Below are 18,506 nucleotides of genomic sequence, written 5' to 3'. Positions count from 1 at the left end.
TGTCTGGATTTTGTATCGATAGAGATTACTTGTAATTCAATGCATAAGTAACATCAGCAGCAACTGTCCCCGTTACAACAGCCTGACCATTTTTTTCCAGACGCGCACCGAATTTCAGTAAATTATCGCCAGATGTCAGGCCATGCTCAGCCGAAGTAGCATTCGCTGATAGTGGAACATTTCCCGCCATAGTATCCATCAGACGAATACCTACGCCCTGGGCGGTACCCGTGTTTGCATACAACTCGGCATTGTTGGCATCTGCAGATCCTGCAAACTGAACGGTGACTTTAGAGAATGAAGGATAGTCGACGGTACCAGTACCGCTGCTTACGCCCGCATGTGCAGTTAGATCACAGTTTTGCAGATGAATTGTGATTGGCTGTGTGAGAGAATAACCGGCACCAGCTTCTAAAACTTTGTTGGCAACCTGACCTAATGGAACGTCTATATCCTCGTCTCCCGGAGCAATACTGCATGGAGAGTTAATCACGCTTCCCGTAAAGTGCAGGGTACCATGTCCATAATCAGCACCAACTGGGGCCGCTGCCCATGCACCATTTACCATACTGCCAGCAACGCAGGCCGATAAGATTAACTTGTTTACTTTATTCATTTTTCAGTCCGTTCATTTAGGCAATTTAGACAGATAAAACCCGACATACTGTTCTGCTTATCGGTCAACGGGGAGCGTAGTTCAGTTTGTGAAAAACCTGGCTATCAACCAACCGTCACTTCCTAGCATTGCTAAAAAGCCTAATCATTTTTTATATAATGTTTACAACAAGTAAAATCGATCTTTACGATCGACAATAACGAGTAAAGTGCTAAGCATCACGTCAGAAATCAATAAAAAACAAACAAAATACAGTTACAAAACAATGGCATAGAAAAAACCATCATATTTCCTTTAATACACTATCTATCTCTATTACTGATGAAACCAGCCATTACAGCCTTGGCTAAAAAACTACAGACACAGTAACCCCCCCATGCAGAGGCCTTTTGTGACGGGATTTCTATGACTAAATTATTTGTAAGAATCACTGGAGCCTGTATCTATCTTTTTGATGTATATTGCCTATCTTATCGATTGATATTTTTTGCTTTTACCGATTGATATTTTTTGCTTTTAATATTATCCACACTGTTATCAGGACAATTTATGGAAAAAACATTTTAATTTTTAATGCACACAGTTCATGGTGTACTGATGAATAATATCCAACAGAAACAGCTGGAAACGTTTTGGGCAGAAGTATTACATCGTTCAAAAATGCAATTAAGCGATATGAATGTTGGCAAATTCAATCAGTGGAGAAAAATTATTGGTGACAGAAAAATAAATCGATTATTAAAGCTAATGGAAGTATTACTCTCTCCAGATAATAATAAATTTGAAATTAAATTGATTATTGATTTAATTAATAATCAATTTAATGGACAACTTCTTTTTAGTTGCTTTAGAACAAGTGGCAGGATAATAGTAAAAGAAGGTATGAAAGGTGACATCTATTGCATGCCAGTTTTGTACGTTATTATTCGCCATTTAATTGATAGCATAAGTACAGACACAACAGAACATAGCGAACAAAACCTGGACATTGACTTAAAACAAATGTTTACATCCAACCCCATTAATATAACCCTACCCAAAAATCAGTCAATATAAAAACTTAACAAATTATAACGTTTTAAACACTCTCGCTGTCTTAAATAGGATAATAGCATGAAAAACGAATCACTCAGAAATATAAACTATCACAATGCAATTATACCTGACAGCGTTTCACAATACTCAAAGCAACCACTATACATAATTATTGCTCTATGGTGTCAGCAACAAAAAAAATGGGTGAATCGCAACGACATTGCTAAGGCTTTTGCGATGCCTAAACGAAGGGCCTCTTTCCAGTTATCATATATAATAAGTCGCCCTAACTCTATTCATTTTCGATCACGACAGCAGATACAGCCAGGAATGCGCCATCCATGTAATGAAATATGGGTGGAACGCGTCATGATCGAATCAGTGAAGAACAAGATAAAAAAGTCGCCCCCATCAAATGCAAAACCCCGGAGAACTATTATGGGATCTTATCGTTCACGAGTTGGAAATGGTATGTCGGGTAACAACGATATATGGCATACCCTTGTCATGATGCGGAATACAAAAATGGGGGGAGAAGATGAATAATATTAGCTATAGCGAATTTCTGATCGTATATGCACTACAATGGCCTGAAACTTATGCAATCGAGGAGTTGTATAGCCAGGTATTTCCCGATACCCAGATTAAGACCTGCTTCTCACCACAATCACTCGTAGAATTATTGGAGGTGTATACCACTGCACCAGTAATTCTTGGAATACTTCCACATGAGAGTATTCTGTTATTATCCAGATTATCTCCTCATCTACAGCAACGACGAATACTATTTTTCGGTCAAAAATTTAACTATGCCGATCGCGTAGTTCCACTCTACTTTTTCCCAACAGATATTGAATTTATTGAATATATGCATAAAACACCAAAACAAATCATCCCGATGTTATCAAGCCTTATCATTTCAAAACTTGATAGCTCTGATATTATTAAAAAATATCGTCACCCTATTCCATCAAATACTGATGATTTAATTTATCATGTCAATAGCTATATTTACCAGACACTTTCAAATTATGGAATAGGAAAGCAACCGAGAAGAGTATTACTCTTGCTGGCATGTGGTTTATCAGTGAAAAAAATTGCGCAAATATTAAGCATTAATATAAAAACAGTAAGTTTATATAAACTCAAAGGATTTCATCATTTAGGAATGGGAACAAGTAGCTATGATGTTTATCGTGGTGTTTTTGTGAAATCTATATTACAACAATACAAACCAGATGATAAACGCAATCAAAAAAAGGAGCTTCCAGCTAACCGCGCCAAAAAAGAAAATAGCCGAAATCTACTATCTCTTATTCAGATGCTTGATCATGAGATTGACATAGGTGAGCATTTTCAGTGAAAACCCTCATTTCAGTCGAAATGGTACTCCCCTGAAGGCTATATTGGGGAGTCGCCTTTAAATGACCTCAAACCTGCTCCTTTCCATCAGCTCACCAGGACGTTTAATCTGCCGTCTCAGGCTATCGAAATTACGCTCATTGAGCCACATATCGTAGGCCAGTCGCGGTGTCAGGTACTCACCATCAATGCCTCGGATCTGTCTGTTCTTGCATGTTTTTTACATCATCCAGGAAGGCGTCAAAAGTTTCAAAAGGCCATGCCGCCAGATATGTCTAGTCATGAAAATCGCTCGCTTCGCAGTACGCTTCATAACCATACTTTGCATGGCAAACAACATTAAGACGTTCTGAACAAATTATTATTTAAATAACCTGAGCCAGACGACGTATCCCATCAACAAGTGCCTCTGCCGGGTGATTTGCAAAACCAATCAAAATCCCCTGTCGGGTGATATCTCGCTGGTAATAACGGCTCAGTGATAGTATTCCCATCCCCAGTGCTCTGGCTTTTTCCTCGACATCATTTCCGGTCAATCCGTTTTGTAGCCAGCACACAATATGAACGCCAGAGTCAGAAGGCTGAACAATCATTTTATCAGCAAGGTATTCTTGAATAGCATTGACCAGCGCAGTTCTTCTTTCATAACACGCCTTGCGAATTCGACGCACATGACTGGCATAATGCCCATCCTCAATAAAACTCGCCATCATTGCCTGCTCAAGATAGCTGGTGCCGAGATCTGTAAAATATTTCGTCACCATAATCTGTTCTTGTAAACCAGGCGGGACAACTAAAAAACCTAAACGGAATTCTGGATACATCATTTTCGAAAATGTACCGGCATAAATAACCCGTTGATTGTCATCTAATCCCTGCAATGCCTGTAAAGAACGATCGGCATAGCGGAACTCGCTATTATAATCATCTTCAAATATCCATGCCTGGTTTGACTTCGCCCATTCCAACAGCTCAAAACGCCGGGATAAACTCAATGTTCCACTTAATGGATATTGATCCGACGGGACAACATAGACCAGCTTAGCGTCAGGGAAATGATCAATACCATAGCGGACGTTCATTCCTTCGCTGTCTACCGGTACCGGCCTCACCATTGCGCCAACAGACATAAAAGCCCCTCGTGCGCCTTTGTAACCCGGTTCATCCAGCCAAACTTCATGGCCTGTCGACAGCAGCGCTCGTGCGGTAATGTTCAATGCTTGTTGGATACCATTTACGATGATTATCTGCTCTTCGTTACAGTTCACTCCACGCGTTGTTTTGATGTAACGACAAATCGCTTTTCTCAAAGGAAAGTATCCGCAAGGATGAGTGTGGCACCCCAATTGGTGTCGGGATTGTCTCCATACCCGTTGCAGTAATTTGCCCCATAGTGCGTGCGGGAAGAGATCCGTACAGCCAACACCAACCGCAAATAGACGGTTCATGCCGCGCCCTTCATACTCATTTGACCATAAATCGCGCACAGGATTATTTTGGCCATTTACCTGTTCATCAGGCGCGACGACTTCCCCCGACGCTATCATTGGATAGCTATTGCTGATACTCCGATCCGGAATATTGTGCGCAACATAGGTTCCAGACCCTTTCCGGGTCAAAATATACCCTTCATCTAATAGCCTGTCATAACCGGCAATCACTGAATTTCGTGAAATTGCCATCATCTCGGACAACGCCCGGGTTGAAGGCATCTTTGTTCCTGTTGGTAATCGGCCTGCAAGAATGTGTTCACGAAGAGCATGATAAACCTGTTCCTTCACGACACCTTTTCCTAAAACAAATCCTTGAAATAAAGGTGCATTATTTTTCTTCATTGTATTAACCTTTATGCTAAAAGTGGATCCTATCAATAGGTAAAAAGTGTCTCTTTACCAGAATTTATAAAGCCCCTAGGATCATACTCCTGAGACATTATTCTTATACAATATCAGGAGAAATATATGAATAGCAAAAATACTATTACTATTGCAGCTGCAGAACAAGAAGATTACTCCAGCTGGCTTCCTTTATGGATAAACTACCAAACATTTTATCGTACTAAAATTTCAGATGAAGTAACGAAATTAACATGGGAGCGCTTTCTGACGCCAGACGAACCAGTTTATTGTGCAGTTGCCAAATATGATGGTAAAATTGTGGGCCTGGTGCATTATGTTTTTCACCGTTCAACCTGGGCAGAATCAAACTATTGCTATCTCGAAGATCTATTTGTTAGCGAAGAAGTGCGCGGTCAACATATCGGTAAACAGCTGATCGAGTATGTGCAAAAGCAAGCCCAAAAAAACCATGCGTCAAGATTATACTGGCACACGCATGAAACCAACCTGCGTGGACAAAGACTGTATGACTGGGTTGCCAAAAAGAGTGGGATGATTGAATATCGTATGTGAGAGAAATAATACTTTTCACAGACGTTAATCATTCAGTTTAAAAAAAATCAAAGATTAGCCTCTGAGTAGATATACTCAGAGGATGTACTGATAACTCATCACCCCGGTCTTAATTCGATGAAGAAAGAACGTTTCACAACCCTTCGATGTGGGATGGCAGGTGTCCATGCGGTATCTGCCGATACGTCCTTCCGGTTTGGGCGTCATACTCATGATCAGTTCGGCATTGGCTTAATCGTTCGTGGAGCTCAGGTTTCGATGAGCGGGCGCGGTAGGGTAGAAGCTGTAGTGGGGAATGTGATCACCGTTAATCCTGGTGAAGTCCATGATGGCTCACCTTTGGGAACAGAAAGCAGGTCGTGGCGCATGCTCTATTTCGACCCCACCGTTTTGTCCGGCGCCATGCAAGTTCTGACGGAAAGTCGCTCTGGCTGCGTTGAGCTATCCAGCCCAGTATTTCGTAATCGTGAGCCTGCGGCCCATTTCTCGACACTCTTTCGAATTCTGACGGATTCCCGCGGCGGGCACAGCGAAATTGAACAGGAAGAAACCCTGCTCTTTTTACTGGCAGGCTTACTCGCAAGCCCGCGTATTGAGAAAAAAGGCGTACCAAAATCAATTATCCTGGCAAAGGAGCGTATTGATGATGACCCCTCATTACCGTTATCACTCCATGAGCTTTCAGCTCTGGGAGGCGTGAGTCAGTTTCAGCTACTACGCGCTTTTTCTACAGTCACAGGGCTTACTCCACATGCTTATCTTATCCAGCGGAGACTGCAAAAGGCGAGGCAGCTTATCGCTGGAGGAATGTCTCTTACTGATGCCTCCTATACCGCCGGTTTTGCAGATCAAAGTCATATGACGCGACTTTTTGTTCGTACTTATGGCATAACGCCCGGCGCCTATGCTGCAGCGATAAAGTAAGCTGCAATTTTATTCAATACACCAATCGTGACACTCGGCATGCTGCTGGAAACATTCTGGAAGAGAGATTTGCCAATGTCACTATTCTACCCTCCCCTCATTCGTAATCATGTTGAACCACTCTACACTGGAATAATTCGTGCGGATGGCATTATTCCCCGTACCAACCTCACTGCGCAGACTCAGTTGCCCCGTTACATCGAGTCCGAAGTAAAAGTCTGTGGGGTAAATTCATTATGACGCTTGAGTTTCTCCTTACCACTCTCATTATCGTGGCATCTCCAGGGACTGGCGTACTCTATACTGTCGCCACGGGCATTTCAGATGGTGCTCGCGTAAGTATAATTGCTGCATTGGGTTGCACGCTGGGTATTGTTCCGCACATATTAACAGTTATTACAGGACTGGCTGCAATACTGCATACCAGTGAAATGGCCCTTCAGATAATTAATTATTTGGGCGTAGCATATCTGCTTTATATGGCATGGAAAACGCTTAATGAAAATAAAAATCTGAATATGGCTAGTAAAACTAAAAAACAGAGTTTAAGGCAAGTTATAACCTCGGCGATACTTATCAATCTACTCAACCCTAAACTCTCTATGTTTTTCCTGGCATTCTTACCGCAGTTCGTTATTAAAGGTGAGATCTCACCTGTTTCTCAGATGCTGGAGATGAGCCTGATTTTTATGGTTATGACTTTCTTTGTATTTACCGTATATGGAATTAGTGCAGCCAGCATACGCCAGCATGTGGTTGCTAATGCTGCTGTGCAACGTTGGGTATTGCGTTTCTTTGCTGTTGCGTTTGCCGGGCTTGCCGTTAAACTGGCATTGATGCAAATCTAGACGTCAGATGAACTCATGATAAATAAAAGCCAATAGTTAATTTTCCAAATAAAAACCAGTGATAAGCAAATTCTCAAGCATCAATAAGGTAAAGAGCCGGTATGGCAACGATAAAGGATGTTGCAGAGTTAGCAAGAGTATCCACCGCAACCGTTTCACGCGTTATTAATCAAACTGCATGGGTTGAACCGGTGACGCGTGAGCGTGTTGAAAAAGCTATGCGCGAGCTGAACTATCATCGCAATGCCGCCGCAATTGCATTAGCGAAACGCAGCGGGGACATGCTCGGGTTATTGACCGGCAATCTTGCCGATCCTTTTTTTGCCAGACTTGCCCGAGGCGTGGAAGAAGTATCACGCCAGCAGCAATTTCGGCTGATGGTATGCAGCGGTGGCCACGATGAAGGAATGGAAAAATCCGGGCTCGATTTCCTGATCAACCAGGGCTGTGAAGCTATTGTGGTCCATGCCAGTAGGCTCTCCGAAAAAGAACTGTTGCGATATGCCGCGCATTTCCCGGCCATGGTCGTCGTGAATCGCTATATTGCCGGGATGGCCAATCGCTGCGTATGGCTGGAAAATAGTCAAGCAGCTAAAACAGCCACGCTACATCTACTGGAACAAGGACACCGTTGTATTGCCTGCGTGACAAGTGATTTACCGATTATCGATCGTCGTGAGCGGCTGGAGGGCTATCAGTTGGCGCTGGCCGAATATGGCATTACGCCAGATAAAAACTGGGTTATTAGCGTCCCCTTCAATGAAGAGGGGGGCGAACGCGCTGCGCATCAGTTGCTAAATTGCGGCATCCCTTTCACCGCAGCGGTGACATTTAATGATGTGATGGCCGCCGGGATTATGCGCATCCTTCATCAACAAGGAATTACACTGCCACAGCAGCTTTCAATCGTTGGGTTCGATGATGTGGTGATGGCGCGCTATCTCTATCCCGCGCTGACAACAATGCATTACCCCGTTGAACGGATGGCGCGCTGTGCTTCGCACCTGGCGATACAGCTTTTTAAGGGCGCAACCCAGCGTCCCAGTGTGAATAGCTTCACTGCGGATCTGGTGATCCGCGATTCTGTTCTTCCCCCCGTCATCAATGCGTAAATCGTCAAGCCCCTGAATTGTGATCGACTTCAAGTTTAACGTTCTCATGTAATCGCTTACATGAGGGCCAATGAACGATCACAGTCAGGCCTAAGGGTGTTCTCTACTCTTGAACGACCTTACAGACTGGAGATTCATGAATGAATGCCTCTCAAAATCAGAAAAAAACGCTCTCATTTGGACTGGCAACGATCCCTATTTTAGCCATGCTTCTGCTATTAATTATTGGCTACGGCATTATGGGGTTACGCATTGAACCTTTGTTACTGTGCTCTGCCGCTGTCGCCGCAGGGATGGCCTGGTGGCAAGGGTATTGCTGGGAAGACATCATTAATTCGGTGGTCGATAAACTCGCCAAAGCAATGCCGGTTATTATGATTCTTATCTGCGTTGGCGGCCTGATTGGAACATGGATGTTTAGCGGCACCATCCCTTATATGGTGTACTGGGGACTTAAACTCATCAGCCCCGAATACATTCTCATCGCCGCCTTCTTTTTGACCAGCGTCGTATCGGTATGTACCGGAACCTCCTGGGGTTCAGCCGGAACGGTGGGCGTAGCATTGATGGGGGTTGCCGCCGGACTGGATGTCTCGATGGCAGCGGCTGCGGGAGCCGTTGTTTCAGGTGCTTACTTCGGCGACAAGATATCGCCGCTGTCAGACTCAACTAACTTTGCGGCCATTGTCGCAGATACTACCCTTTTCGAGCATATTCAGCACTTATTGTGGACCACAATTCCCAGCTTTCTGCTTGCAGCCGTGGTTTATTTAATTGCGGGCCACAGCAATATGCTGGGCGAGGTCGCCACGCCACAACGGGTGACCGATATTGTCAACGCACTGGAGTCGCTGTACCACTTCAATATCATTCTGATTTTGCCGCCAGTAATCGTTTTATGGGGGGCGATTCGTAAAAAACCGGTCATTCCTTTAATGCTGAGCGCGTGCGTATTAGCCCTGATTCTGGGCGTTGTGATGCAGGGACTTAGCATCAAGCAAGGACTGGATGCCTTTATCGATGGCTTTAATATTACGATGTTCCCGCAAGGGAGCGAGGGCATTATTGCGGATGTACCACGCCTGCTTAACCGTGGTGGAATGTTCTCAATGATGAGCACTATCCTTCTGGTATTTTGCGCATTCTCTTTTGCCGGGGCTTTAACGTTAACGGGGGCGCTCAACATTCTTATTAACCGCCTGTTGACCGTCATTCACAGTGTCGGTCAGCTAATTGCGGCGACCATTGTAACCACCATTCTGGTGACCGGTGCGACAAGCGACGGCAAACTCGCGCTTCTGGTTCCAGCTGAATTATTTAAAGACGCTTACCGTCGTATGGGACTGGATACTAAAAATCTATCCCGCACTATTGAAGATGCGGGCACAGTTATTGAACCGCTATTGCCATGGACCTCTGCCGGAGTCTATATGGCAACGACATTAGGCGTGAGCACGCTGGATTTACTGCCATGGGCGATTCAGTGCTATGCCGCAATCTTCTTCGCCTTGATTTATGGTTTTACAGGAATCGGTATCGCAAAAGCGCCATCAGCGGCAGGTACAGCTAAAAAAATTACGGCAACAGAATAGGGAGAGCATGTAATGGATTTTAATAAGGTTATCGATCGCCACAACACCGGTTCGCTGAAATGGGACTTTATGACGCGATATTTCGGCGAAGATACACATGAACTGTTGCCAATGTGGGTTTCTGACTTTGACTTTGCTTGCCCCCCTGCCGTTCAGGAGGCTTTAACACTCCGCGTCGGGCACGGCATTTTTGGTTACAGCGAACGCCCACAAAGTTACTTTGATTCATTAAACTCATGGTTCTCCACCCGCCATCAACTGGAAATAAAGCAGGAATGGGTCTGCAGCATTGAAGGCGTCGTTCCGGGGTTATCTCTACTGGTGCAAATGCTGAGTCAACCCGGTGAAGGCGTGGTCGTTCAGGGGCCGTACTACGGGTCATTCGCCAAAATTATCACTCTGAACGGCAGGCAGCTCCTGGAAAACCCATTATCTGAGGATCCGGTTACGGGTTATCAAATGGATTTTGTGCACCTGGAAATGTTATTCCGGACTGAACGCCCACCGTTGATGATTTTATGTAATCCGCATAACCCAACTGGCCGTTGTTGGTCTGCGCAGGAGCTGGAACAGCTACTCACCTTATGTGAGACCTATAATGTTACGCTGCTGTCTGATGAAATATGGGCTGATTTATTACTGCCAGGTGAAAAATTTACTTCAGTTCTGCATCTGGGAGCGCGCTGGCATTCGCGCGTTATCTCTGCCACCTCCGCCAGTAAAACGTTTGGTTTGTCGACACTACGCATTGCTAATTTTCTGATACCGGCACCGGCATTGCGTGAACACTTTTTACGCCGTCTGGATGCGCATGGGCTGGATGTGTTCAATGCGCTATCCGTCGAGGCAAGTACGGCAGCATGGCAGCATGGCGCGCCCTGGTTAGACGAGTTACTTGGTTATCTGGCTGAAAATCGACGCTGGTTTATTCAACAGATTAATGAATATCTCCCGTGGGCTCGGGTTGTTCCCTCCCAGGGTACGTATCTGCTGTGGATCGATTGCAAAGCGCTTGGACTGGATGATGAGCAACTCAAAGGGGTTATGCTTGATGTTGCCGGTATTGCGCCTTCCATGGGAAATAGCTTTGGTTCGGCTGGCAAAGGTTTTATTCGCCTGAACATGGGATGTCCACGCGCCTACCTCGAAAAAGCGATAGTGGGGTTGAAGCGTATTACAGTTTAATCTTCCTGCAAAAATAAAGTAAAAATCCCCGCCATCCGATGAGGATGCGGGGACATTCACAAAAATCATAGAGAGCTAAAATTATTTAGCTCGCCGTTATCATGCTTAAAGGTCTTTTATTTCGTCGTCCGGTAGATGACATTGCGTAATAAAAGCATTCAGCGTTTCGATATCCGGCAGTGCGGTCAGCGCCCCCCTGCGGGTTGTCGCGAGCGCTCAACAATTGATCTAGCCCCCTAAGTTCTCTCGTCATTGGGTGTATATTTATTAACCACCCCTCTAACAAAAGGAACGTTGTATGACAGAGCATGAACGGTTTTGCCAGGCCTGCGGAATGCCAATCTCCGGTAGTGATGCCAACGTTGCCAGCAATCAATATTGCACCTGGTGTAGTGATGCCGACGGTAATTTGAAATCCTGGGATGAAGCCGTTGCAGGTCTGGCGGCGTTTCTCGACTCATGGCAAAAGGTCGGCCCGGAAGAGGCGCGTATACGTGCTAAGCGTTATCTTACAGCGATGCCCGCCTGGGCGCATAAGGCGGATAACCACTGAGCCTTCTGGCATCATGAATATGAGGGACAGTATGTTTTCTTACATTATGTTAGGTACCAACAATCTCCCACGCGCCATTCAGTTTTACGATCCGCTAATGGAGCTGCTTGGGCAACCGCAGGCCGGGCGTAATGAAGAAGGGGCGTCGTGGGGAACATTCAACGGCAACCACACCGTTGGACTGTGCATCGGCAGCCCCTTCGATCGACAACCTGCCAGCGTTGGTAATGGCACGATGGTGGCGCTGAATGCACGTTCCGTCGAGCATATTGAGCAGTTGCACACCCTCGCGCTCAGCCTGGGCGGCACAGATGAAGGCGCGCCGGGTCACAGGCCGCAGTATGGTCAGGGATTTTACAGCGCCTACGTACGCGATCCGGACGGTAACAAGCTCGCGTTTATCTATTACGCGAATGTAGCCTGAAGGAGTCTTTATCCGGCAATTCTGCTATCGGTGTGAACTCGACAGGCATAGAACCCAAAAGCAGTTCAAATCTTTACCCCGAGTCGAAAAGTATGCGTGCGGCGCGAGAGGAGAAACGTGGTTTTCTTAAAGGCCGGAGGACGTCCTGGCTTGAAATGGTGCCGATAAGAGGAGTCGAACCTCCGACCTTCGCATTACGAATGCGCTGCTCTACCAACTGAGCTATATCGGCCCTGAAAAGGACATGTCCACAAATGTGAACACGGGGTAGAAGGTTAAAACTAACCGGGCGATGCGTCAATGGCCTTGTGAATCAAACGCCTATTTTTGCATCACCCGGATTCAATTACGCACGAATCGTGTCATCACCAGCTACGGCGGAACGCGCTCAGCGCTTTCCGTGTTCGCGATAGCGCGTTATTGCATCAGACAATTCTATAACCAACGACGAACCCGTTGCTCATAGCGTTCCCATTCCGGCCCGAAATGTTTTCGCAGCTGTTCTTCTTCAAAATCGATATGCAATCTGGCTATCACCAGCATAAATAATGGTACAGCCAGTATCCCGGCGAGGCTGCCGACGTAGAAAGCGAAGGCCAACTGGAGTCCGCTCATTCCAAGGTAAATAGGGTTGCGGCTCCAGGCGTAACAACCTTCGGTAACAAGCGTGGTCGTTCTTTCCGTATGAAGCGGGTTCAGCGTCGTGCGTTTCATCCTCATCTGCCACACAGTATGCAGTGCTACCGCCAGACTAACGCAGGCCAGCAATAGGCTTACGACGATATTCACAGCACCGAACGTAAAACGCGGGGTCGCCGTCAACGCATCCATGACAAGAAATAATACTAAGATGAGCGGTGGCGGAAACCATACTCTTACTTTTGTCAGAAATGTACGCATGGCGAAGGGCTAACCTCAAAACTTTTGTATTGAACATTAATACAGTTATGAATAACCCTTTTAGGATAAACAAACAAACGATGCATCGCTCAGAACAGCAAACCTTCTTGAGATCTAGGTTGAGAAAGTTGAACCAGATACAGGTTCATACAAACTAACAGAGTGCTCGTAATACCGGATAAAATCACTAAATGTCACTGGCGGTAAAAATTGATAGCCTTGCAGGTAATCAACTCTCTGTTTTTCCAGCCATTGCTGTTGAAAGTCATGTTCAACGCCCTCCGCCACTACGCGTAGCCCTAAAAGCCCGGAAAGATGAATAATTGACTCAAGCATAGGAATATGTTGCTCAACCTCTTTAATAGCCTTAATGAATGTTTTATCAATCTTGATTACATCCAGGTCTAACTCATTGAGATAACAGAGGTTAGCGTAACCGGTCCCAAAATCATCTAAAGCAAACAGAACGCCTCTGTTTCGTAATGAACGAATAAGCTCTTTGATTGCTGGAGTGATTGTAAGCGTCTGATTTTCAGTTATTTCTATCATCAGTTTTATGGGTAATTTTTGCGTCATTTCCATAAAGTTAAGGCATTCCCAATAAAAGACAGGGTTACTTAAACCTGATGGGCTGACATTAAATGAGACAAATAAAGTGTTGTTGATCCCTAAACCTCCGCCGACGAAATCACGCGCAACGACGGTCATTAAATAGCTGGTCAACTCATTAATCAACCCACTTTTTTCTGCCAATGGAATAAACTCACGCTGAGAAATAGCGTAGTTATGCCCCTGTGGCCAACGAGCCAAAACCTCAACGCCGCAAACATCACCACTGGTATTTACTATGGGTTGAAAATAAGGAATGATTTCTTCATTCCTTATTGCCATGCTCAGTCGACTAGTATCTGAAACATCATACACCTCATCGTAAATCATATTCTCCGCTGTATTTCTTAGCGGTGAACTGTCTTCACGCAAGAAATTATTCCTGGTTAAAAAAATGATTGTTTCATTGAAATGAGAAAATCCGAGCCGAGTGGTAATTTTTTCCCGATATCGATATACTGACTTAATTGTCAGCGAGTTGGCAATACAAAAATCGTGCAATCTTTCTTTAGTGAAAGAAGCATACAACATTTCTTCCTCAAACTCGGTTAAATAAAAAGTAAATAGTGGTGAACCTCTGTTAATTTCGGCTATCTCACCAGGTGCCAATAAATAATCTTTTAACTGAGAGATCACCTTCTCTGATAATTCCCATCCATTAATAAAAACAAACTCTTCATACCCTCGATTAACAGCCTGGTTTTCACTCATCCGAAGAACAATACAGCTCATATTAATGAACTGTGCACTATTTCTCTGGAGCCACTTCCTGACCAGGAATAATGGCAGTCGATTATCAATAACCAACACACAGGATGGATATTGTGGTATGACGGGTTGCGCTCCAGAAATATATGTGCGCGCATCAACCAGTACTAAATTTGGCAAAGACGCTTTTAACCCTGAGAAAAGGAAAATATCATAACTGAGAAGAAAAGCCTTTTTCACATTCATAATTATCACCAACTTTAATTTATGGCATAGCAGGTCCCTCGTTTTATGCACGAGAGCATATACAACACCTTCGACCTCCAATAATTATAAGGCGGTGCGTGAGTTAACTTTTTCCATAAGTCATATTACACAGGTTAGGAATTTATGATTACAACTGTCCATATGAATATCCCCGTCAAATAGTAAGGCCATTTAAAATATTGAAAAAGGAAAATTCCCATTTTCTAATCAGAACAAATAAATTTACTCACTTTCACAACAAGACGAAACATAAAACCATAAAAAAGCAAAACAGCAACATATGTAACTAAAAAAAATTTGTAATACAATATATCAACTTTGTTAAGCAGCCCGACAAACCATAAGCGTACGTCGCAAATCTCTTATCCCATAAACATTTCCGGCGATACGGACAACCTTATAATAGAAAATATCCTGCCGTGACATAAGCAGCTCAGTAATTTCATCAGGGACATTATCATTTTTATTTTTAACAATAGCCACGCGGCGAGTCTGTCGGTATCCATCGTGATCTTTACCAATAAATTTCAGGACGACATTACGATCTACGGCATAATGTTTGCCCTGAATGACGAGACTTCCTACCTGAGATACTCGCCCTTCGGTGGCGGAAGATATCCGGAAGACAAGAAGGACTTCACCTTCAATTTTCACCCCCTGAGTTTGAGCTTCCAGATGCAGATAATTTTTGGCAGAACAAGTCAGCGTCTCAGGTTGCAGATGAAGGTAAAAATATACTGTTATCGCTGCAAGGAGGATCACCCCACTAATAAATATAGTTTTCGCATTCATGCGCAGCACCTCGTTTATCTAGCGAACAAACTCCAAGAAAGTTCTCTTTAAGAGAATTGCTTGCTGATAAATTATTATCATCATAGAAAACTATTGTTTTCTTACCGCTATGACAAACCGAATTTACTTTTCGCCACATATCAGAGGATAAGAATGCTTTCGTTTTATCAGCATTATTGTCATCTGCAGTATAAAGTTCACAATCACCTACTGTCCTGATGTAGATAAAATTCCTGGTACCTGTATTAAAAGTCTTCACGATAAAAAAAGTGCTTGCGATTAAAGCGATTAATAAAATGAGAACAAAAATTTTTACGTATTTCGCTTTTCTTGATGGAACTGCCGTTTCCGTTTTAGGTACCAAGCGCCTGTCTTGATCCTCACTGGAGGATGTCGATGCGTCACGGACCGCAGCATGGAACAAAAATCCCTGTCTGGGCAATGTTTCAATGGGGTTCTCCGCCCCCAACTCGCTAAATGCTTTTCGTAAGACACTTATACTTTTATTAAGACTATGGCCGGATGGCACCATGCCATGCTTTTCCCATACTTCCTCAATGATAAATTCGCGGTGGAGCTGTTGATTTTTATGAGTAATGAGTAAATCAAGTAGTCTCGCTGTAGACGGCGAAAGAATTATTGTAGTATCGCCATGTTTCAGGCTTTTCCTGGTGGAATCGTACTCAACCTGATCATTAATTATACTTTTCATACAACCTGACTCTTAAATATCGTAATATTGAGTTCGGATGGCCAAAATTTCATCTACTCAGAGCTTATGACTGTATTTTATAAAGATACATACAGTATAGATTCAATATCTCATCATGACATATCCGATCAGATTCAATACTTACTCACGATTGAGTTTGAAGCACCCCTGCCCCACGGGTAGGTATTTCTGCAAGGCAACTATAAATTTTCTGTTTTGTGTTTTTAGTTGGCTACTACGCCAGGTTTCCCCCGGCAACACATAACGCATGGTGGCTTCATCATCGGTTGAGTTGCACCCCTGGTGTACGATGATTTTAAAAAAAGTATTCCCGGTGTTTTTCAGCGTTCCGTTAGCCTCATCAATGGTGTAGGTCAGATTTATTTTTCTCGGACGAACAACCAGTATGGTGTCCATAGCGATCACCGGGAGAGCCTGTCCCCCTTTTCCTTGATTACGCTCGGTAAACAGCGTGATCGGCATTTCACGAAACAGAATTCTATAATAACGCTCCTTATCATCCTGCGGTCCACGGTAGAAAATCTTAAAAAACTCACTCGCCTGCGGTGCCAGTGAGAAATTCAGCGGTGTAAACAGAAGTTCGCCTTCAGCAATGGCGCTTCTGTTTTCACCTCCCGGCCCCGGCTTATCAATTTTTACGGCGCTAATACTGTACAAATTCTGTTTGTGGCTATCGTTATAGATTCGCTTACTGATAAATGATTTATCCGATGGCATCTCATAGATGGTCGACTCCAGGTAGACAGCCTGTGCAGAGCATGCAGTCAGCCCACAAAAAAAGACAAATGCCCATCTAAGTGCGAAATGGTAGCGATTCATGGCGTGACGCCCACCCAATTCGCCGTCACTTTTATCTCTCCGCTGGCGCTGACGACACCTTCCCAGTCTGCTCCGGAAACGGTTAACAGCGAACGTGAATCATTCATGGGGAAAAGCAACTTCAAATCAGTCGTATAATAGCTTCCATCGTCATTGTTATTGGCGTCCCAGGGCGTCTGTTGCCACTGCGCATCGCTCATGCTGACTGGTGCTTCACTGCAGCTATTTCGTTTCTGCACTACGCCCCCCGACTGGCTGTTGTACTGCAGAAAGGCGGGGATTGGGACGGATAGCCCGCCTTGCGTAGAGGTAAACAGGCAATAAGGCACACTATTGATCGTTGTACTATCCCCGATAACCTGGGCGGTAATGCTATCGGCCTGACGAGGGCCTGAGACGGTTACGGTGTAATCCATTTCTATAGGAGCGGTATCGCCAATCGTGCCACTGCCGCTCGCAGAAGCTGTGTTGTCCGAAGAGACAATACTGATTCCATACTCCTTCGGCACAATATTGAGCTGTAACGAAGGGGTAAACTGGTAGTGCCCTGACTCTGGTGTTAAGCCATTATAAAAACCGAAAGTAAACGGCTGACTGTTAGTAATACTGATCCCTGAATCGACGAGATTTTTCAGAAATACTTTCGACAGAAAAATATAAATATACTCCCCGGACGTGGTGAAAACGTTGTAATACGCTGTTGAAGAACCATAGTTATACCAGTTTGAGCCATTCCCGGAGTATCTCACGGTGGCCGCTCCGGGCGTAAAACCAAGCATCGCCGTGTCAACATAAGCGCGAAACGTCAGAGAGGGGGTCAGATTAGCCGTTTGTTGCAGGTTATAACTCACCATCTTGCAAATCACACCGTCTGTGCCGCCCACCACGCCAAGCTCACAATAACCAGAGTCTTTGGTGATGCTCGGCGTTCCGTCGCTGGCAACCCAAAGTTCCTGAAACGCATTAGTGGATTCAAGCGACAGATGCCCGCGTTTGGTCAACGTATAATTAACGTAATTCCATGATCCGGTCGACTGGTCTTTGCAACGCTGTCCGGAAGAATAATCATAATTTACAGACGTATAACAGCGGTTGAATACGTAGGTTTCGCTGCTACCGGTAGACACATTGCGAAAATACTCATAGGCAGTATCCGTCAGAGAGGCGAATCCGTAGGCTCCGCCAACAACGCCTGCGACAGAGCCCACCTGTGCATGATAAAACCCGTTATTGTCAGTTCCTTGCCCGGCAATAAACCCGGTCGATGGACACTGGGTTCCACTATAACAACGTATTCCCCGGAAAGGCCCATTAATCGGGGAATTATCAATCCACATATCCTGATAATAATTTCCGGGTGCAGTCCAGCCCACAAAACCTAAATATCCGAGACTGACCTGCGAGGTACCGTATTTTATCCACGTATTTGACCCGCTGAAGCGCGGATCAAGTGCCGATGGGGTAATAAAATATTCACCATCGATAGCATTTTCAATAAACAAATAATTATTGCTGACTGAGCCGGACGAGGAGGCCTTCAAAGCTAAAACAGGCAAAGGCGTAAAGCTTCCCACAGCACAGATAAAAATAGCCAACTTATTTAATACTTTCATTTT

General features: G+C 44.6%; 19 protein-coding genes and 1 tRNA gene. 11 read left to right on the top strand and 9 right to left on the bottom strand.

Annotated features, from left to right (window positions below; translation table 11 throughout):
• Window positions 1-25: 25 nt before the first annotated feature.
• Entirely contained in the window at window positions 26-616 is a 591-nt protein-coding gene (locus tag FOB24_RS06945) for a fimbrial protein (protein ID WP_150344706.1), read from the bottom strand.
• A 597-nt stretch (window positions 617-1,213) separates the two neighbouring features.
• Between FOB24_RS06945 and FOB24_RS06940 the strand changes: the two genes are divergently transcribed.
• Genes FOB24_RS06940 through FOB24_RS06930 form a run of 3 tightly spaced genes read left to right on the top strand, consistent with a single transcriptional unit; the run spans window position 1,214 to window position 3,014 of the window.
• A complete protein-coding gene (locus FOB24_RS06940; RefSeq protein ID WP_223229535.1) occupies window positions 1,214-1,672 on the top strand; it encodes a hypothetical protein in 459 nt (152 codons plus the stop codon).
• Window positions 1,673-1,729: 57 nt separating this feature from the next.
• Entirely contained in the window at window positions 1,730-2,197 is a 468-nt protein-coding gene (locus FOB24_RS06935) for a CaiF/GrlA family transcriptional regulator (RefSeq protein WP_087856453.1), read from the top strand.
• A complete protein-coding gene (locus tag FOB24_RS06930) occupies window positions 2,190-3,014 on the top strand; it encodes a LuxR C-terminal-related transcriptional regulator (protein WP_150344705.1) in 825 nt (274 codons plus the stop codon). Before FOB24_RS06935 ends, FOB24_RS06930 begins: the two co-directional genes overlap by 8 nt.
• Window positions 3,015-3,378: 364 nt before the next feature.
• Here the strand turns inward: FOB24_RS06930 and pdxR are convergent, their stop codons facing one another.
• Window positions 3,379-4,848, bottom strand: coding sequence for a MocR-like pyridoxine biosynthesis transcription factor PdxR (gene pdxR, locus FOB24_RS06920; protein ID WP_137351123.1), 1,470 nt, complete (start codon window positions 4,846-4,848; stop codon window positions 3,379-3,381).
• Between the two features lie 126 nt (window positions 4,849-4,974).
• On the opposite strand from pdxR, the gene FOB24_RS06915 reads away from it, so the two are divergent.
• From FOB24_RS06915 to FOB24_RS06880, 8 genes are all read left to right on the top strand, one after another.
• Window positions 4,975-5,424 (top strand): GNAT family N-acetyltransferase, encoded by a 450-nt coding sequence (locus FOB24_RS06915; protein ID WP_038637894.1) that lies wholly within the window; start codon window positions 4,975-4,977, stop codon window positions 5,422-5,424.
• A 117-nt stretch (window positions 5,425-5,541) separates the two neighbouring features.
• Window positions 5,542-6,348, top strand: a complete 807-nt coding sequence (locus tag FOB24_RS06910; protein WP_150344704.1) for an AraC family transcriptional regulator — start codon at window positions 5,542-5,544, stop codon at window positions 6,346-6,348.
• Window positions 6,349-6,584: 236 nt separating this feature from the next.
• Window positions 6,585-7,196, top strand: a complete 612-nt coding sequence (locus FOB24_RS06905) for a LysE family translocator (RefSeq protein WP_150344703.1) — start codon at window positions 6,585-6,587, stop codon at window positions 7,194-7,196.
• A gap of 101 nt (window positions 7,197-7,297) precedes the next feature.
• Complete coding sequence (locus FOB24_RS06900; protein ID WP_038637887.1) at window positions 7,298-8,308, top strand: LacI family DNA-binding transcriptional regulator; 1,011 nt, start codon at window positions 7,298-7,300, stop codon at window positions 8,306-8,308.
• Between the two features lie 140 nt (window positions 8,309-8,448).
• Window positions 8,449-9,900 carry a Na+/H+ antiporter NhaC gene (nhaC, locus tag FOB24_RS06895; protein ID WP_150344702.1) on the top strand — a complete coding sequence of 484 codons (1,452 nt, stop codon included), beginning with the start codon at window positions 8,449-8,451 and terminating at the stop codon, window positions 9,898-9,900.
• Window positions 9,901-9,912: 12 nt separating this feature from the next.
• Window positions 9,913-11,085, top strand: coding sequence for a MalY/PatB family protein (locus FOB24_RS06890; RefSeq protein ID WP_150344701.1), 1,173 nt, complete (start codon window positions 9,913-9,915; stop codon window positions 11,083-11,085).
• 340 nt (window positions 11,086-11,425) lie between these two features.
• Window positions 11,426-11,638, top strand: a complete 213-nt coding sequence (locus FOB24_RS06885) for a zinc ribbon domain-containing protein (RefSeq protein WP_230592292.1) — start codon at window positions 11,426-11,428, stop codon at window positions 11,636-11,638.
• Window positions 11,639-11,669: 31 nt separating this feature from the next.
• Entirely contained in the window at window positions 11,670-12,062 is a 393-nt protein-coding gene (locus FOB24_RS06880) for a VOC family protein (RefSeq protein ID WP_110498689.1), read from the top strand.
• Window positions 12,063-12,218: 156 nt separating this feature from the next.
• Here the strand turns inward: FOB24_RS06880 and FOB24_RS06875 are convergent.
• The 7 genes from FOB24_RS06875 to FOB24_RS06845 form a co-directional block, all read right to left on the bottom strand.
• Window positions 12,219-12,294 (bottom strand) — tRNA-Thr (locus tag FOB24_RS06875).
• A 203-nt stretch (window positions 12,295-12,497) separates the two neighbouring features.
• Window positions 12,498-12,962, bottom strand: a complete 465-nt coding sequence (locus FOB24_RS06870; protein ID WP_150344700.1) for a methyltransferase family protein — start codon at window positions 12,960-12,962, stop codon at window positions 12,498-12,500.
• A 114-nt stretch (window positions 12,963-13,076) separates the two neighbouring features.
• A complete protein-coding gene (locus FOB24_RS06865) occupies window positions 13,077-14,525 on the bottom strand; it encodes an EAL domain-containing protein (protein WP_150344699.1) in 1,449 nt (482 codons plus the stop codon).
• 342 nt (window positions 14,526-14,867) lie between these two features.
• A complete protein-coding gene (locus FOB24_RS06860; RefSeq protein WP_038637718.1) occupies window positions 14,868-15,338 on the bottom strand; it encodes a hypothetical protein in 471 nt (156 codons plus the stop codon).
• Window positions 15,313-16,050, bottom strand: a complete 738-nt coding sequence (locus FOB24_RS06855; protein WP_150344698.1) for a winged helix-turn-helix domain-containing protein — start codon at window positions 16,048-16,050, stop codon at window positions 15,313-15,315. Before FOB24_RS06855 ends, FOB24_RS06860 begins: the two co-directional genes overlap by 26 nt.
• 141 nt (window positions 16,051-16,191) lie before the next feature.
• Window positions 16,192-16,890, bottom strand: a complete 699-nt coding sequence (locus tag FOB24_RS06850; protein WP_038637713.1) for a fimbrial biogenesis chaperone — start codon at window positions 16,888-16,890, stop codon at window positions 16,192-16,194.
• Window positions 16,887-18,503: a fimbrial protein gene (locus tag FOB24_RS06845; RefSeq protein ID WP_150344697.1), complete on the bottom strand. Its 1,617-nt coding sequence runs from the start codon at window positions 18,501-18,503 to the stop codon at window positions 16,887-16,889. The genes FOB24_RS06850 and FOB24_RS06845 overlap by 4 nt, the downstream gene beginning before the upstream one ends.
• Window positions 18,504-18,506 lie beyond the last annotated feature (3 nt).

The sequence above is a fragment of the Citrobacter werkmanii genome (genome assembly GCF_008693645.1).
Classification (GTDB): domain Bacteria; phylum Pseudomonadota; class Gammaproteobacteria; order Enterobacterales; family Enterobacteriaceae; genus Citrobacter; species Citrobacter werkmanii.
The sequence above is the reverse complement of the archived record's forward strand: the minus strand, read 5'-3'. Positions and strand labels throughout refer to the sequence as shown.

Excerpts from the sequence above, each read along its gene's own strand:
- FOB24_RS06945 (WP_150344706.1), bottom strand. The coding sequence starts at position 616 with ATGAATAAAGTAAACAAGTTAATCTTATCGGCCTGCGTTGCTGGCAGT.
- FOB24_RS06940 (WP_223229535.1), top strand. The coding sequence starts at position 1,214 with ATGAATAATATCCAACAGAAACAGCTGGAAACGTTTTGGGCAGAAGTA.
- FOB24_RS06935 (WP_087856453.1), top strand. The coding sequence starts at position 1,730 with ATGAAAAACGAATCACTCAGAAATATAAACTATCACAATGCAATTATA.
- FOB24_RS06930 (WP_150344705.1), top strand. The coding sequence starts at position 2,190 with ATGAATAATATTAGCTATAGCGAATTTCTGATCGTATATGCACTACAA.
- pdxR (WP_137351123.1), bottom strand. The coding sequence starts at position 4,848 with ATGAAGAAAAATAATGCACCTTTATTTCAAGGATTTGTTTTAGGAAAA.
- FOB24_RS06915 (WP_038637894.1), top strand. The coding sequence starts at position 4,975 with ATGAATAGCAAAAATACTATTACTATTGCAGCTGCAGAACAAGAAGAT.
- FOB24_RS06910 (WP_150344704.1), top strand. The coding sequence starts at position 5,542 with ATGAAGAAAGAACGTTTCACAACCCTTCGATGTGGGATGGCAGGTGTC.
- FOB24_RS06905 (WP_150344703.1), top strand. The coding sequence starts at position 6,585 with ATGACGCTTGAGTTTCTCCTTACCACTCTCATTATCGTGGCATCTCCA.
- FOB24_RS06900 (WP_038637887.1), top strand. The coding sequence starts at position 7,298 with ATGGCAACGATAAAGGATGTTGCAGAGTTAGCAAGAGTATCCACCGCA.
- nhaC (WP_150344702.1), top strand. The coding sequence starts at position 8,449 with ATGAATGCCTCTCAAAATCAGAAAAAAACGCTCTCATTTGGACTGGCA.
- FOB24_RS06890 (WP_150344701.1), top strand. The coding sequence starts at position 9,913 with ATGGATTTTAATAAGGTTATCGATCGCCACAACACCGGTTCGCTGAAA.
- FOB24_RS06880 (WP_110498689.1), top strand. The coding sequence starts at position 11,670 with ATGTTTTCTTACATTATGTTAGGTACCAACAATCTCCCACGCGCCATT.
- FOB24_RS06870 (WP_150344700.1), bottom strand. The coding sequence starts at position 12,962 with ATGCGTACATTTCTGACAAAAGTAAGAGTATGGTTTCCGCCACCGCTC.
- FOB24_RS06865 (WP_150344699.1), bottom strand. The coding sequence starts at position 14,525 with ATGAATGTGAAAAAGGCTTTTCTTCTCAGTTATGATATTTTCCTTTTC.
- FOB24_RS06860 (WP_038637718.1), bottom strand. The coding sequence starts at position 15,338 with ATGAATGCGAAAACTATATTTATTAGTGGGGTGATCCTCCTTGCAGCG.
- FOB24_RS06855 (WP_150344698.1), bottom strand. The coding sequence starts at position 16,050 with ATGAAAAGTATAATTAATGATCAGGTTGAGTACGATTCCACCAGGAAA.
- FOB24_RS06850 (WP_038637713.1), bottom strand. The coding sequence starts at position 16,890 with ATGAATCGCTACCATTTCGCACTTAGATGGGCATTTGTCTTTTTTTGT.
- FOB24_RS06845 (WP_150344697.1), bottom strand. The coding sequence starts at position 18,503 with ATGAAAGTATTAAATAAGTTGGCTATTTTTATCTGTGCTGTGGGAAGC.